At 30.7% G+C, this 14,531-nt stretch carries 13 protein-coding genes and 1 riboswitch; of the genes, 11 read left to right on the top strand and 2 right to left on the bottom strand.

The window, feature by feature from the left end:
• The 5 genes from BN2409_RS01250 to BN2409_RS01230 all read left to right on the top strand — a co-directional run bounded on the left by BN2409_RS01250 (nt 1) and on the right by BN2409_RS01230 (nt 7,591).
• Nucleotides 1–870, top strand: a complete 870-nt coding sequence (locus BN2409_RS01250; protein ID WP_053954846.1) for a LysR family transcriptional regulator — start codon at nt 1–3, stop codon at nt 868–870.
• 91 nt (nt 871–961) lie between these two features.
• Nucleotides 962–1,139, top strand: a riboswitch (cobalamin riboswitch).
• Nucleotides 1,140–1,266: 127 nt separating this feature from the next.
• Nucleotides 1,267–1,938 (top strand): DUF2162 domain-containing protein, encoded by a 672-nt coding sequence (locus BN2409_RS01245; protein WP_053954845.1) that lies wholly within the window; start codon nt 1,267–1,269, stop codon nt 1,936–1,938.
• A gap of 14 nt (nt 1,939–1,952) precedes the next feature.
• Nucleotides 1,953–2,636 carry a MotA/TolQ/ExbB proton channel family protein gene (locus tag BN2409_RS01240; protein WP_053954844.1) on the top strand — a complete coding sequence of 228 codons (684 nt, stop codon included), beginning with the start codon at nt 1,953–1,955 and terminating at the stop codon, nt 2,634–2,636.
• Entirely contained in the window at nt 2,614–2,937 is a 324-nt protein-coding gene (locus BN2409_RS01235) for a DUF2149 domain-containing protein (protein ID WP_053954843.1), read from the top strand. Before BN2409_RS01240 ends, BN2409_RS01235 begins: the two co-directional genes overlap by 23 nt.
• 13 nt (nt 2,938–2,950) lie before the next feature.
• Nucleotides 2,951–7,591: a cobaltochelatase subunit CobN gene (locus BN2409_RS01230; protein ID WP_053954842.1), complete on the top strand. Its 4,641-nt coding sequence runs from the start codon at nt 2,951–2,953 to the stop codon at nt 7,589–7,591.
• A gap of 30 nt (nt 7,592–7,621) precedes the next feature.
• Here the strand turns inward: BN2409_RS01230 and BN2409_RS01225 are convergent, their stop codons facing one another.
• Nucleotides 7,622–8,785 (bottom strand): M20 family metallopeptidase, encoded by a 1,164-nt coding sequence (locus BN2409_RS01225; protein ID WP_053954841.1) that lies wholly within the window; start codon nt 8,783–8,785, stop codon nt 7,622–7,624.
• Between the two features lie 455 nt (nt 8,786–9,240).
• Between BN2409_RS01225 and BN2409_RS01220 the strand changes: the two genes are divergently transcribed.
• Complete coding sequence (locus tag BN2409_RS01220) at nt 9,241–9,540, top strand: DUF2325 domain-containing protein (RefSeq protein WP_053954840.1); 300 nt, start codon at nt 9,241–9,243, stop codon at nt 9,538–9,540.
• A gap of 39 nt (nt 9,541–9,579) precedes the next feature.
• On the opposite strand, the gene BN2409_RS01215 is transcribed toward BN2409_RS01220, so the two are convergent.
• Nucleotides 9,580–10,680 (bottom strand): GGDEF domain-containing protein, encoded by a 1,101-nt coding sequence (locus BN2409_RS01215; RefSeq protein ID WP_053954839.1) that lies wholly within the window; start codon nt 10,678–10,680, stop codon nt 9,580–9,582.
• 199 nt (nt 10,681–10,879) lie between these two features.
• Here BN2409_RS01215 and BN2409_RS01210 point away from each other — a divergent pair, with 199 nt between their 5' ends.
• The 5 genes from BN2409_RS01210 to feoB all read left to right on the top strand — a co-directional run bounded on the left by BN2409_RS01210 (nt 10,880) and on the right by feoB (nt 14,528).
• Nucleotides 10,880–11,443: an HD-GYP domain-containing protein gene (locus BN2409_RS01210; RefSeq protein WP_199872887.1), complete on the top strand. Its 564-nt coding sequence runs from the start codon at nt 10,880–10,882 to the stop codon at nt 11,441–11,443.
• 22 nt (nt 11,444–11,465) lie between these two features.
• On the top strand, nt 11,466–11,852 hold the full coding sequence (locus BN2409_RS01205) for a transcriptional repressor (RefSeq protein ID WP_053954837.1): 387 nt from the start codon (nt 11,466–11,468) through the stop codon (nt 11,850–11,852).
• A gap of 108 nt (nt 11,853–11,960) precedes the next feature.
• Nucleotides 11,961–12,182: a FeoA family protein gene (locus BN2409_RS01200; RefSeq protein WP_053954836.1), complete on the top strand. Its 222-nt coding sequence runs from the start codon at nt 11,961–11,963 to the stop codon at nt 12,180–12,182.
• Between the two features lie 13 nt (nt 12,183–12,195).
• Nucleotides 12,196–12,420 (top strand): FeoA family protein, encoded by a 225-nt coding sequence (locus tag BN2409_RS01195; protein WP_053954835.1) that lies wholly within the window; start codon nt 12,196–12,198, stop codon nt 12,418–12,420.
• A gap of 65 nt (nt 12,421–12,485) precedes the next feature.
• Nucleotides 12,486–14,528: a ferrous iron transport protein B gene (gene feoB / locus BN2409_RS01190; protein WP_053954834.1), complete on the top strand. Its 2,043-nt coding sequence runs from the start codon at nt 12,486–12,488 to the stop codon at nt 14,526–14,528.
• The last annotated feature ends 3 nt before the right edge of the window (nt 14,529–14,531 follow it).

Below are 14,531 nucleotides of genomic sequence, written 5' to 3'. Positions count from 1 at the left end.
ATGTGTACTAGACAAATTACTTTTTATACATTGGCAAAGCTAAAAAGCTATACAAAGACCGCACAAAAGTTAAATATTACCCAGCCAGCAGTTACTCAACATATAAAGTATTTAGAAGATCTGTATGGAGTAACTCTCATTCAAAGGAATGGGAGACAGATATTTTTAACAGAAGAAGGTAAGCTTTTATATGAACATATTGATCAAATATTGACTATGGAAAGAAAATTTATTCGAACTTTAAACAATCAAAGTAGTATTATCAAAAGATATAGATTAGGAGCTACAAAAACAATAGGGTCTTATATTATTCCAGATTTATTAGGAAAATACAAAATAAGTTTTCCAAATCATGAAGTAATTTTAGAGGTATCGAATACAGAGCATATATTAAATAGATTGGATGAAGGAAAATTTGATCTTACATTAGTGGAAGGGAATTTTAAAAAAGAGAAATATGATTCTATTTTGTTTAAAGAAGATGAGTTGGTTCCTGTATTTTCAAGTGATCATCCCTTATGTAAAAAAAGAGAAATAAAGATAGAGGATTTATTAAAAGAAAATTTAATCATTAGAGAAAAAGGGTCAGGAACAAGAGCTATTATAGAAAATGATTTAAAGGAAAAAGGATATGATTACAATATTTTTATGGAAATAGGAGATATTACAGCCATTAAGTCTTTAGTGAAATGGAATCTTGGGTATACATTTTTATCAAGAGAAGCTATCAAAGAAGAAGTAAAAGAAGGAAGTCTAAAGGTTATAGAGATGAAAGAATTTATGATGAAAAGAGCTTTTTATTTTATTTGGAGAAAAAATGAGAAAAATTCTTTTATAGAAGATTTTATTCAATTTGCTAAAAAAATATGATTTTTCATTTTATATAAAATGGAAAATTATATTTTTTTTAATTATTTATGGAAAAATACAATGGCATATGCTATAATGTAGTCGTACAAAATCAATATATGTCGATAGGTGTCTATAGAAATATAGATGAAAAGGGAAGCAGGTGAAAATCCTGCGCGGTCCCGCCGCTGTAAAATGGTAGTCTTAGCTTATATCCACTAGGAAACTGGGAAGGAAGGCAAAAGATAATGACCATAAGCCAGAAGACCTGCCTGTTATGACGAGCACATAAATCCTACGGGTCATAGGGGGGTGTACATAGAAATGACTTTAAAAAGTTCATATTATTTTGTGTGTAACCTCTCTTTTTGAGAGGTTTTTTTATTAGAAATTTCCAACAAAAAGGAGGTGATATGATTGTGGACTGCAATTTTTACTATGATGTTTGCTTTATTTGTATTGAGCGTAAAAACAGGAATGATTTTAGGAGTATCTTCTACAAATAAAAGGTATATGGCTTTGATTAGCTTTTTATTTTCATTGGTTTTGTATTTTTTAAGTATTTTTCTAACCAGCCATATGAAATATATTGCTCATTTTATTGATCGTTATACCTTTGTGGGTTCTATGATGCTGTCTGTATTTTTAATTTATTTAGGACTTCATCATTCATCTTCACAAAAGGAAAGTATGGGTCATAAAATACTTGCTTATCTACCTTGTCCTTTTTGTCTGTTGGCCATGTCTATTAGTGTCATGCTTACAAAAGGACAGTTAAAAAGAACAGATCATCTACTAGAAATGATTACAGCTATTTTGTTTTTTGTATTTATACTTTTAGTTGGGTTTGGAATGAAGTGGATGATAGATTGTCTCAATATAAATCCATCAAGTATATTCAATAGCATATTGATTTTCTTTGGAATTTTTACATTGCTTTTAGGATTGTTTATTCCTAATTATGTAAGTGCTGCAAAAATGGGTTTTTCTCCAATTAAAGTGGATTCATTAAAAATATTAAAAGCAGTATTTGTTGGAATGACTGGGGTAACTAGTATTGGATTCATTCAATATAAAATAAAAAATTAAAGGAGGATACAAAGTTGAACATTGTAGGTTCTAAGTCACTAACTACTATATTACATGCCATTGCTCAAAGCTTTTTAATACCTGTAATCGTTTTTTTGCTTTTGATGGTTTTATTTATTTTTATGGAGTTTGGTAATTTTATTGCTGAGTGGCAAAAACGAAAAGAAAACAAAAAAAATGAGTTAATGGAAGTATTTTGCCAGGTACAAGATGAAGTTTGGAAAAAGAATAATTTATGTCAAGTAGTAGAAAAAAGCGGATTGCCTAAAAGACAAAAAAATGTATTGCTTGATTATATTGAAAAAAAGGATATAGATGTAAGCTCTAAAAAAGCGTTGGCTATAGATATTTTGGATCAAGAAGAATCTAGAATAAAAAAAATATTAGACAAAACAGATTTAATTACAAAGCTTGGTCCTGTATTGGGACTGATGGGAACATTGATACCATTAGGACCGGGACTTGGGCAGCTTGGACAAGGGGATGTGGCAGGACTTTCTGAATCTATGATTATTGCCTTTGATACTACTGTAGTAGGAGTAGCCGCTGGTGCATTAGCATCTATTATATCCAAAGTAAGAAAAAGATGGTATCAAAAGGATTTAAATCGCATGGAAGTGTTATTAGAACTTATTGATGGAGGGGAAGAAATTGATCAGGAGACAGAAAAGAAGAATGTTAGAAGAGGAGGAAACTGATCCACTAGCAGGTATGGCCAATCTGATGGATGTAATGATGGTATTTTGTTGTGGACTTATGGTAGCTTTAGTTGTTTCTTGGAACCTTCAAAGTGTTATTTTTAAGGAAAAGACACCAGAAGAAAGACAAAAAATGCAACAAAGACTTCAACAAATTATGGAGGTGGATAAAGGAAAAGAATTAAAAGAAGTTCCTGATTTTGAAGAGGGCTCAGGAGAAGGATTTAATGAAATGGGAACTGTATTTCAAGATCCTAAAACAGGAAAATTGATTTTGATTGAAGGAGAAGTAAAAAAATAAAGGTGGGAAGAAAATGAAAAGGTATTATCAATCTTTTATGATCTTTATGATCTTATTTACTATGATTTTAGGAATGAATATGTCTTTTGCAAATGCACAAGGGACTACAAAAGTTTTGATTTTTGTAAGTGATACTAATGTGGCGCCTATTGCTCAAGCTTATGGAGAAATTAAAGATAAGTATCCACTAGATTTAAAGATTTTTAGTAAAGATGTAGATATAGAAAAAGTAAAAGATGAGTTAAAGGATACAAATATTGTACTATTGGAGATGGTAGGTTCCCAAGGAATTGATAATTTAGGACCTATGATTAAAGATGCTCCACAGTCTTGCCATATTTACATTACAAGAAGTAGTGATTTTAGCAAAGATTATCCTTCGTTAGATTATACTAAAGATGAAGAATTAAAAGATTATTTTGTAAAGGGTGGAGTAAAGAATATGAAAAGACTCCTTCTTTTCTTAGGAAAGCTAGGAGGAATGGAAGTAAATGAATCTATCAAAACAGTAACTATGCCGGAGCGGTTCATTTATCACCCAGATGCAGAAAATATTTCATTTGATGTAGATCATTTTTATAAAACTATTCAAGAAGTTTTTCAAAATGATCCACAAAATATGGGAATGATTACAAATGATATTCATCATACAGTACAAAATACTGTATATGGATCTGAAAATGCAGAAAATATTTCTTTGCTAAATGGAATGATAAAAGAAAGTGTAGTAGATGCAGTTTATGAAAAGAATTGGAAAGATATGATTTTTTCCTTTGAAAACTCAGATAACTTTTTAAAGACTGTAACAAATTCTGTTTATGATAAGGATGATCCACAAAAAACAGCTATGATCATAGATGCAGCTTATAGATCATTAAAAAATCAAAATGGTGTGACAGCAGATGATTTATATGATGCGATTATGAATCAACTCAATGGAACTGCCGATGCCGCATTGATTGAAAAAATAAAACAAAGTATTACAACAGAGCCATCTATGCCAGGAATATTTGAGGATTTAAAAGCATATAAGACTTGGTATCAAACAAGCAATCATGAAAAAGATGGACCATGGATTGGAGTAAGTACTTACAATAGTTATTTTAAAAATGAAGATATAGAGATGCATAAAGCTTTATTAAAAGAATTAGAAGAAAATAATGCCAACGTTATATTTACCCTTACAGATGCTAAAAGAGAAGAATTAATCAATACGTTTTATATGGAAGAGCATAAACCAAATATAGATGTATATATAGCAGCAATGGGATTTAATTTTATTAGTGGAAAACCTGAAAAAGCAGTAGAAATTTTTAAAGATTTAAATATACCAGTGATTACACCTGTATACAGCAGTGATTTAGAGGATTGGGAGAAAAATCCTGCTGGTATTTCTAAAGAATTATATTGGCAAGTAGTACTTCCTGAACTAGATGGAAGAATTGAACCTATTTTTATGGGAGGCAAAAAAGAAGTAGAAAAAGATCCTATTACAGGAGCAGCGATTAAAAAGCAAATACCTGTTGATTATAATATAGAAAGACTTAGTGGACGTGCCATTTCTTGGGCAAATTTAAGAAATAAAAAAAATGAAGATAAAAAAGTAGCTTTGGTTTATTACAATCATGATGGAGGAAAAGATGGAATCAAAGCATCTTATTTAAATGTAATAGAAAGTGCATCTAATGTGTTAGGGGCATTAAAGGAAGATGGATATACAATTGATCAAAATACAGATGCAAAAAGTTTAGAAGAGATGATTCAAAGACAAGGAAGAAACGTAGGTAGTTGGGCACCAGGAGAAATGGAAAAGCTATTAGAGGAAGATGTTTTAACAATCCCTGTAGATGAGTATATGAAATGGTATGAAAAGCTTCCTCAAGCCTTAAAAGATCAAGTAGAAAAAGAGTGGGGACCAGCTCCAGGAAATGTAATGGTTGTAGATGGAAAGATGATTATTCCAGGAATGAAGATGGGAAATGTATTTGTAGGACCTCAACCAATGAGGGGATGGGGAGATGATCCAAACAAAATTGCCCATTCGCCAGAGCTTCCTCCAACACATCAATATATTGCTTTTTACTTTTGGCTTCAAAATGACTTTAAAGCAGATGCAGTGATTCACTTAGGAACTCATGGTACATTAGAATGGTTGCCAGGGAAAAGTGTAGGATTAGGAGAAAAGGATTGGCCAGATCAATTAATTGGAAATATGATCAATATTAACCCTTATATTATGAACAATCCAGGAGAGGGAACACAAGCAAAAAGAAGAGGATATGCAGTGATTATTGATCATTTGACTCCTCCTATGGTTCAACCAGAGCTTTATGGAGAGTTGGTTCAACTTCAAAATTTAGTAGTAAGTTATTTAGATGAAATGAAAAATAATAATGAAGCAAGAGCTTTAGAGCTTCAAAAACAAATTATAGAGATGGTAAAAAATAATCATATTGATCAAGAAATCAATATCAATCTTGAAACAAACTTTTACGAAGCAGCAGAGGATCTTCATGAATATTTAGAAGATCTAGCAACAGAGCTGATGCCTTATGGACTTCATACATTAGGAGAATCACCAAAGGGAGATTTGTTTGATCAAATGGTGGATTCTATCATTGCATATGATCCAAGTAGAGAAAGTGATAGAGAAAATATAGAGAAAAATTTAGGAATGGCAAGTCAAGAAATTATCAATTTAATTCGTGCATTGAATGGAGAATATATTGAGCCTGGTTTATCTAAAGATCCTATAAGAGTTCCAGATGCTATGCCTACAGGAATCAATTTTGCAACTTTTGATCCTAGACAAATTCCTGATAAAGCAGCATGGGAAACAGGAAAAAAAGCAGCTGATGATCTTTTAGAAAGATATAAACAAGAAACAGGGAAATATCCTGATTCAGTAGGTGTTGTATTATGGGCCATTGAAACTATGAGAACAAATGGAGAAAGTGTTGGAATGATTTTAAGAATGATAGGAACAGAGCCTGTATGGGATAAAAAAGGAAATGTAAGCTCTGTGAAAGTTACTCCTATAGAAGAATTGGGAAGACCTCGTGTAGATGTAGTAGTAAGTATATCAGGATTATTTAGAGATACTTTTTCAAATACAATAGAAGTTTTAGATCAAGCTTTTAGAGAAGTAGCAAAATTAGAGGAAAGTAATGACCAAAATCATGTTAAAAAACACTATGATCAAATTTTAAATCAACTAAAAGAAAAAGGAGTAAGTGAAAAAGAAGCAGAATTATTAGCAGGAGCTAGAATTTTTGGAGATGCACCAGGAACCTATGGAACAGGGGTATCTACTTTGGGAGAAACTACGAGTGCTTGGGAAACACAAGATGATTTAGTAGACACTTATATGAATCGTATGTCTTATATTTATGGAAAAGATGCTTATGGAAAAGAAGCAAAGGATATATTTAAAGAGGCTCTTAAAAATGTAGATACAGTAACTCAAATAAGAGATTCTTTATGGGGAACTTTAGACAATGATGATGTGGCGCAATATTTAGGAGGATTAAGACTAGCTGCCAAAGCTGCGTCTGGAAAAGATATCAAAACATTTATTATCAATACAAGAAAAGCAGGAGATCCTAAAGTGCAAAGTTTATCTGAATTTATCTCTACAGAATTAAGAACAAGAATTTTAAATCCAAAATGGATTGAAGGAATGTTAAAGGAAGGCTATGCAGGAAGTGCAGAAATAGGAAAACAGATAGGGAATATGTTTTTAATGGATGCGACTTTAGATGCAATTGATGATTGGGGATGGAAAAGTGTAGTAGATACTATTATATTAGATGATAAAGTAAGAGCTGAGTTAGATCCTTATGTGATTCAATCTATTATAGGATGGCAAATGGAAGCTGCAAGAAGAGATATGTGGAAAGCTGATGAAGAAACAATGAAAAAAATTGCTGATATTTATATCAACAATGCAGTAGAATATGGAGTAGTATGTTGTCATCATACTTGTGGAAATGTAAAGGTCAATGAACTTGCAGCAAGTTTTTCTACACTAGATCAAGATACAATGAAAAAATTCCAAAGTATATTTAAAGATGCAACAAATCAAGATATAAAAATGGATACTTCTAAAAATCAGCAACAACAATCATCATCATCTTCTAGTAAAAATAAAACAAAACAAGAAGAAATAAAACAAGAGGAAGTAAAACAAGAAGAACCAAAAAAAGAAGAAACAAAACAAGAAATGAATCCTCAAGAAAAATTACAAGAACCGAAAGAATCACAAAATCAAGTAGATAACAAAATACAACAAAATACAAATGTAGAGTCAGCACAAAAAAATATTGTAGCATCTACAGAAAATGTAAAACAAGAAGCTACATCTGTCCAAAAGGGATCCGTAAAAGAAAATACAGATCAAGAAACACAACAATCATCAAAAAGCAGTGTAGGAAACAAATCAGAGAAATCAACTGAGAAGCCGCAACAAGAACAACAAAAAGAAGCACAAAAAGGACAGGAGACTGCGGGCAAGGCTTATGAAATAGAGAAAAAAGAATCTAAAAAAGAAACAAAAAATGGAGGAAGTAATGGAGTTGCACTTCCTGCTATTCTCATAGGAGCAGGGTTTGTAGCTTTAATAGGAAGAGGATATTTTAGAAGAAAAAAATATTAATAGGATAAAAATAAACCGCCCTTTGGCGGTTTATTTTTGTGTAGTGTCAAATTCTAATTTGATTTTTTCATATAAATCATCATTTGTGATAATATCTATTGCTGTTAAAACTAAAGCATCAATTGTTTGCTCCATATTATTAAAAGCTAGAAGCTTACTGGTAGCTTCTTGAAGCTCTATAGTGTGACCAGGAGTCTCAGTTTCGCAAATACCAAAATATGGATGAATTGTAGGGCATATATGACTGACATTTCCTGCATCTAATGAACCATAGCTGTCTTTAGGTTCATGAATATCTGTTACACCTACTTCTTGTAATCTTTTGGTATAAGCTTTAGATAAAGCTTCATTAGTTACTAAGTTGTCGTAGCTTGCTTCATAATTTCTAATTTCTAGAGTAGTACCTGCAGCTAAAGATGCTCCTCTAGCACAGTTTTTTACTTTTTCGATAAGCTCTTTTAAATAAGTTTTGGTAGTAGCGCGAACATAAAATTGAGCAACGGCAAGGTCTGGAACGATATTAGCGGCTTTTCCACCTTCTTTAATAATTCCATGAACTCTTGCATCACTTTTTATATGTTCTCTTAAAGCATTAATATTGTTAAAAGTATTGATGCATGCATCTAATGCATTGATTCCTTTGTCAGGAGAAGCAGCTGCATGAGCTGTTTTGCCTTTAAAGGTAAATTCAATAGCTTCCATAGCTAAAGAACTGCCACTTTTATAATGAAAATCAGCAGGATGAGCCATCATAGCTACATGAATAGGATCGAAAGCTTTTGCATTAGCCATATCTACCTTTGCACCATTTGTCTCTTCGGCAGGAGTTCCAAATACTACTACTTTTCCACCGATTTCTTTTATCATTTTACTAAGTACAATTCCTGCTCCTGTACTAGTAGTTCCTAAAAGATTATGACCACATCCATGGCCGATACCAGGCAAAGCATCATATTCAGCAAGATAAGCTATTGCTCTACCCTCTTTTTTACTATCAAATTCTGCACGAAAAGCAGTAGATATTCCTAAATAATTTTCTACTACATCAAAGCCATGTTTTTTTAATAGGTCTACATGTGCTTTGCATGCTTTGTGTTCTTCATATCCTAGCTCTGGATTGTTTCTTATGTACTCACTTAAATAAATAAGCTCATCCTTTACTTCTTTTGTAAATTGATTTACTTTACTTATCATATGAATCCCTCCAAGCATTTTATTTTTAGTTGCATAATTATTCACAATTATGTCTTTTCATTGATTATAACATAATCTATCATTTTATTTACAATATATTATAACATTATAAATATTTTCCTTAAAAATTTCTGTTTCAATGGAAGTTAGACTGTTAACAAACTATATTTTAGCAAAGTCATAAAAATTAGGAACCATTATTGAGAATTTGTGAAAATATAGAATAAGTGAGAAAATGCTTAGCATTACACTGTTTGAGCATAGCGAGTTTGTAATGCTATTTTCGATCGTTTCTATATATTTTCCAAATTTAAAAATTGAGTGACGTTTTTTATGACTTTGTCTACAAATTCATCTTCAATTTCAATGAGAAATTTTCCATAAAATATGAATTGACATAAAATTATCATTAGTATATAATAATGATAATCAATATCAATAAGGAGAGTGGAAAAGTGACTGCGTTAATTGTAGGTGGAGATCGATTGGGAAATATTCCTGAAGTATTAAGTCAACAAGGAATTCATGATTATATTCATTGGGCTGGAAGAAAAAAAGGTATGAGAAAAAAGGATTTGCCAGGTAATATTGATATGATTATTGTTTTGTATGATTTCATAGAACATAATTTAGTCAATATTATTAAAAGAGAATCTAAAAATTTAGATGTGCCCTGTATATTTGCCAAAAGAGCTACAAGTGATTTGAGCAAGAAATTAGAGATTTGTAAAAATTGTAAAAGGTGTTGTACATAAATTAAAAACTCCCATGTTCTTATAAGAACATGGGAGTTTTTAATCTTCTATGAAAATAATTTGAGAAGAAGATCTGATTTGGTTTTTTCCAAATCTTTTTGCTTCATATAAAAGTTTATCTACAAATTCTATAAAAAATACTCCTTTAGCAGATATAGAGGATATTATAGCACTTCCTAATCCTCCACTAATAGTAATTTGAATTTTATGATTATGAATAAAAAATATGTGATTTTCAATAGACTTTCTAATTCTTTCACATATTTTTTGAGACTCTCTTATAGATGTATTTGGAAATAATATAGCAAATTCTTCTCCTCCATATCTAGCGGCAATATCTGTTTTCCTTGTATTGCTTTGAATAATTAAGGATATTTCTTTTAAAATCATATCTCCAACTACATGGCCATAAGTATCGTTGACTTTTTTAAAATCATCAATATCTATAATGGTTAGACAAAAGGGGGTATGATTCATCTTAGTAGTTTTGATTATTTTTTGAAAAAATTCATAAAAACTTTTATGATTATATAATTTAGTAAGGTAATCTCTAGAAGCTATTTCTTTTAACATGTTATTTTTTGTTTTAATTTCTTCAAACATAAAATGTACTTGATTTTCTAGTTGATGAATTTCATGGATTACGGAAGATAAAATATAGCTTAATAAATAAAAAGAACCTACGTGAATTAAAAATTCAAATGAAATTAAATTACGAGGATTCTCAAGGACGACAATCAAACTATAGCAAATAGAAATAAAAGTGCTAAAAATAGAAGAACTTTTATCATAAAAACGAATACTTTCAAGAGCAATATAGATATAAAAAAAGTGAAATATGGCATAAAAATTTTGGGGAGATAGATATAAAAATAATGTAATAAATATACCATCTAAAAAAGCAAGATAAATATTAGGATCAATAGATAAAATATTTTTAAAATAAACTTTTCGAATGAAATGAGTGACACAAGTAATCGAATACAATAAATAAATCCATAATAAAAATTTAGTGTGTACAGAAAAAATACTTTTATCAAGATGACTCACAATGATTACTCCTGTAAGCCCAATCATAAGTTGTATACTCAAATATAATTCTTCTATCATTTTTGTTTTAGAATTTTTCAAATCAAGCATAATAAGACTCCTTTAATTAAATGATAATTATTATCAAGTATATTGTAAAATCCAAATATGTTTCTGTCAATAGAAGATTTTCAATACTTAAAAGTATTTTACAAACAAACAATAATATGGTAATATTATTGATAATGAATATCGTTGACAATTACAGAAAGGAGTAAAAGCCTGATACTATATGCATGCAAAAAACCTGATGACGACAAAAACTCATACTATATTTACAATAGAAAAAGTCATAAAACTTTTAGGAAAAAAAGATGAAATTACGAAGAATCATTCCTTGCAAGTAGCTTTGTATGCCAAGAGGTTTGCGGAGAAAATGAATGATTCTATGGCGGATATAGAAGAAATTTATCATGCTGGCATTGTACATGATGTTGGAAAGATTCATATAGAAAATAAACTTCTTTTAAAGAAGGATAAATTGACACAAAAAGAATATGAAATTATGAAAAGTCATTCTATAAAGGGATATGAAATTTTTAAAAAAATGAAAGGGCCAAAAGAACTTCTTCCTTATATTTTATATCATCATGAAAGAGTAGATGGAGGGGGATATCCCTTTGGACTTTTAAAGGAACAGATTCCTTATAGAGTGAGAATGCTTAGTATTTGCGATGCTTATGAAGCTATGACAGGAGAAAGAACATATAAAACATCTTTATCAAAAAAGGAAGCTATAGAAAGATTACAAGAAGGAAAAAATACTCAGTTTGATCAAGAATTAGTAGAGATCTTTATTAAAAAATGTTTATAAGGTATGAAAGGTATGGTCGAATATGAACACGTTAGAAGGATTATCTATAAAGCAAAAAATTGTTTATGACATATTCAAAAAAAATCCTTTGTCTATTTTTAATATTCAAGGAATTGTAAAAAAAATTGATGAAAAAAATGAAAAAATAAGTAAAAGAACTGTTTATAGAGCGTTGGAAAAATTGATAGCTATAAAAAAAATTTATTGTAATGATTTTTACAAGGGTATGAGGTATTTTCAACTTGTTGAAAATAATTATTGTTTTATAGTATGTAAAAAATGCAAACAAAAAAAGAGTATTCCATTAAATGAAGAAAAAATAAAATATGATCGAGAAAAGTTTGAAATTTTAGGAACGGGCATCGTATATTATGGAATATGCACAAATTGTAAAAATAAAAGCAGTTGACAGTTTATATGAATTAGAATATAATACCAGTGTAAATGATAATCAAAGTCAAAAACAAGAGATTATATATAATAAATGATAATTGTTATTAAAAAAGGAGGAAGGATTATGCCTTTATCTATGGCCAATCCAGGACAAGAAGTAATTCTAAATGCTATTAATTGGGGACCAAAACTAAAGAAAAAGCTTCAGGATATGGGACTCACTCCTGGGGTGAAGTTAAATGTAATCTCTAATAATACAAACGGAGCTTTTATTGTAAATGTAAGAGGGTCAAGATTAGTTTTAGGAAGCGTTGTGACCCAACAGATTATGGTTGAAATGGCGTAAAGGAGGTATAGATGTGAATAAAACATTAAAAGACTTAAAGCCAAAGGAAAGTGGAAAAATTCTAAAAATATTAGGAGTAGGTCCAACGAAAAGAAGACTTATGGATATGGGAGTGGTAGCGGGTACAGAAATATATGTAGAAAAAAAAGCACCCCTAGGAGATCCTATAGAAGTAAAGGTTAGAGGGTATAATTTAACCTTACGAAAAGAAGATGCCAAAAACATTATTATGGAGTAAAAATATTATTTTTTTTGTTCAGAGATTGAGAATGATTTTTATATTCAAGTTAAGGAGTGATAAGGATGGCCCAAAATATTACTATTGCCTTAGCGGGAAACCCTAATAGTGGAAAGACCACGTTATTTAATGCTTTGACGGGAGCTAGGCATTCAGTTGGAAACTGGCCTGGGGTTACAGTTGAGAAAAAAGAAGGAAAGCTAAAGCATAAAGATCATAATATGATTGCAGTAGACTTACCTGGAACATATAGTTTATCTCCCTATTCATTAGAAGAAATGATTGCCAGAAACTATATTGTAGATGAAAGTCCAGATGTAGTAATAAACATTGTGGATGCATCTAACATAGAAAGAAACTTATATCTTTCTATGCAGCTTATAGAGCTTGGAAAACCTGTAGTAGTAGCTCTTAATATGATGGATATGGCTGAGAAAAGAGGATATAAGATCAATATAGAAAAATTATCAGAAAGTTTAGGAGTACCCGTTGTACCTATTGTAGCAACACAGAAGAAGGGACTTAAAGAGCTTTTAGATAAAGCAGTAGCTATTGCACTTAAAAATATAAAGTATAGTCCAAATCAAGTAGACTATGGAAAAGATCTAGAAAATAAAATTGAAGAAACAATAAAAATGCTAAAAGCAAAGATAAATATTTCTAAATATGACCTAAGATGGCTAGCTTTAAAAGTTATTGAAGAAGATGAAGTGATTTTAGATTTATTAAAATTAAAGCCAAGTGTTTCAACACAAGAAGAACTAGCTGTAACAGGTAATGAACTTTTAGATGATTATGAAAGTTTAATTGCAGATCAAAGGTATCAATATGTTTCAAGTATCATTGGAAAATGCATTAAAAAACCTAAAGATACAGATCTTACCACTTCTGATAAAATTGATAAAGTGATTACAAATAAATGGCTAGGACTTCCTATATTTGCAGGACTTATGTATTTTGTTTTTTGGTTCTCTATTAACGTTGGAGAAATATTTTTGGATATGATTGATGGAAGTTTTGGAGCATTAGGAGAAGCAGCAGGAGCTTCATTAGAAGCAGCAGGGAGTGCACCGTGGTTAATTTCTTTAGTTGTAGATGGAATTATAGGTGGAGTAGGAGCAGTACTCACATTCTTACCACAAATTGCATTTTTATTTATTGCCATTTGTATATTAGAAGATAGTGGATATATGGCAAGAGTTGCATTTATCATGGATAGAGCCATGAGAAAAATAGGTTTGAGTGGAAAAGCATTTATCCCTATGCTTATAGGATTTGGATGCTCAGTTCCAGCAGTAATGGGAACAAGAACCTTAGAAGATGAAAAAGATAGATTAGCATCTATATTGGTCGTACCTTTTATGTCTTGTGGAGCAAGAGCACCTATTTATATATTATTTGCTGGAATCTTCTTTCCTAAACATACAAGTACCATTGTATTTGCTTTGTATGTGCTTGGAATTATTGTTGCAATTTTCTCTGCATTATTATTTAAAAAGACTATATTTAAAGGAGAACAAACTCCTTTTGTAATGGAACTTCCTCCATATAGATTCCCAACCTTAAAAGGAACAGGAATTAGCGTATTAGAAAAGGTAAAAGGATATCTTCTTCGTGCAGGTACAGTTATTTTCTCAGCTTCAATATTAATCTGGTTTATTTTAGGATTTAATTTTACAGGAATGGTAGACATGGAACAAAGTATAGGAGCTAGTATTGGACAATTCATGGCACCTTTTTTTAAACCATTAGGGTTTGGATCGTGGCAAGCTGGAATATCTTTAATTACAGGGTTATTAGCAAAAGAAGTAGTAGTAAGTAGTATGGCAGTAATTTATGGACTTGGAGAAGCAGTAGGAGAAGCAGCTATGGATGGAGATGTTATGGGTATGGCAGGAGCACTAAAAGCTGCAGGCTTTACAAGTATGAGTGCGATATCTTTTATGGTATTCTCTTTATTGTATCTTCCTTGCGTAGCTGTAATTGGAGTAATTAAAAAAGAAACAAACTCTTGGAAATGGACTGGATTTTCAATTGTTTATACTACATTGATTGCATGGATTGTATCGTTTATTATATATCAAGTGGGAATCCTTTTAGGATTTTAAGGA

It is taken from the genome of Inediibacterium massiliense (genome assembly GCF_001282725.1).
In the GTDB taxonomy this organism is placed as follows: domain Bacteria; phylum Bacillota; class Clostridia; order Peptostreptococcales; family Thermotaleaceae; genus Anaerophilus; species Anaerophilus massiliensis.
This window is presented reverse-complemented; position numbering and strand designations above follow the sequence as displayed.

What these genes read in the sequence shown, in the direction of transcription:
- BN2409_RS01250 (WP_053954846.1), top strand. Translation starts at nt 1, where the DNA reads ATGTGTACTAGACAAATTACTTTTTATACATTGGCAAAGCTAAAAAGC.
- BN2409_RS01235 (WP_053954843.1), top strand. Translation starts at nt 2,614, where the DNA reads ATGTTAGAAGAGGAGGAAACTGATCCACTAGCAGGTATGGCCAATCTG.
- BN2409_RS01230 (WP_053954842.1), top strand. Translation starts at nt 2,951, where the DNA reads ATGAAAAGGTATTATCAATCTTTTATGATCTTTATGATCTTATTTACT.
- BN2409_RS01225 (WP_053954841.1), bottom strand. Translation starts at nt 8,785, where the DNA reads ATGATAAGTAAAGTAAATCAATTTACAAAAGAAGTAAAGGATGAGCTT.
- BN2409_RS01215 (WP_053954839.1), bottom strand. Translation starts at nt 10,680, where the DNA reads ATGCTTGATTTGAAAAATTCTAAAACAAAAATGATAGAAGAATTATAT.
- BN2409_RS01210 (WP_199872887.1), top strand. Translation starts at nt 10,880, where the DNA reads ATGACGACAAAAACTCATACTATATTTACAATAGAAAAAGTCATAAAA.
- BN2409_RS01205 (WP_053954837.1), top strand. Translation starts at nt 11,466, where the DNA reads ATGAACACGTTAGAAGGATTATCTATAAAGCAAAAAATTGTTTATGAC.
- BN2409_RS01200 (WP_053954836.1), top strand. Translation starts at nt 11,961, where the DNA reads ATGCCTTTATCTATGGCCAATCCAGGACAAGAAGTAATTCTAAATGCT.
- feoB (WP_053954834.1), top strand. Translation starts at nt 12,486, where the DNA reads ATGGCCCAAAATATTACTATTGCCTTAGCGGGAAACCCTAATAGTGGA.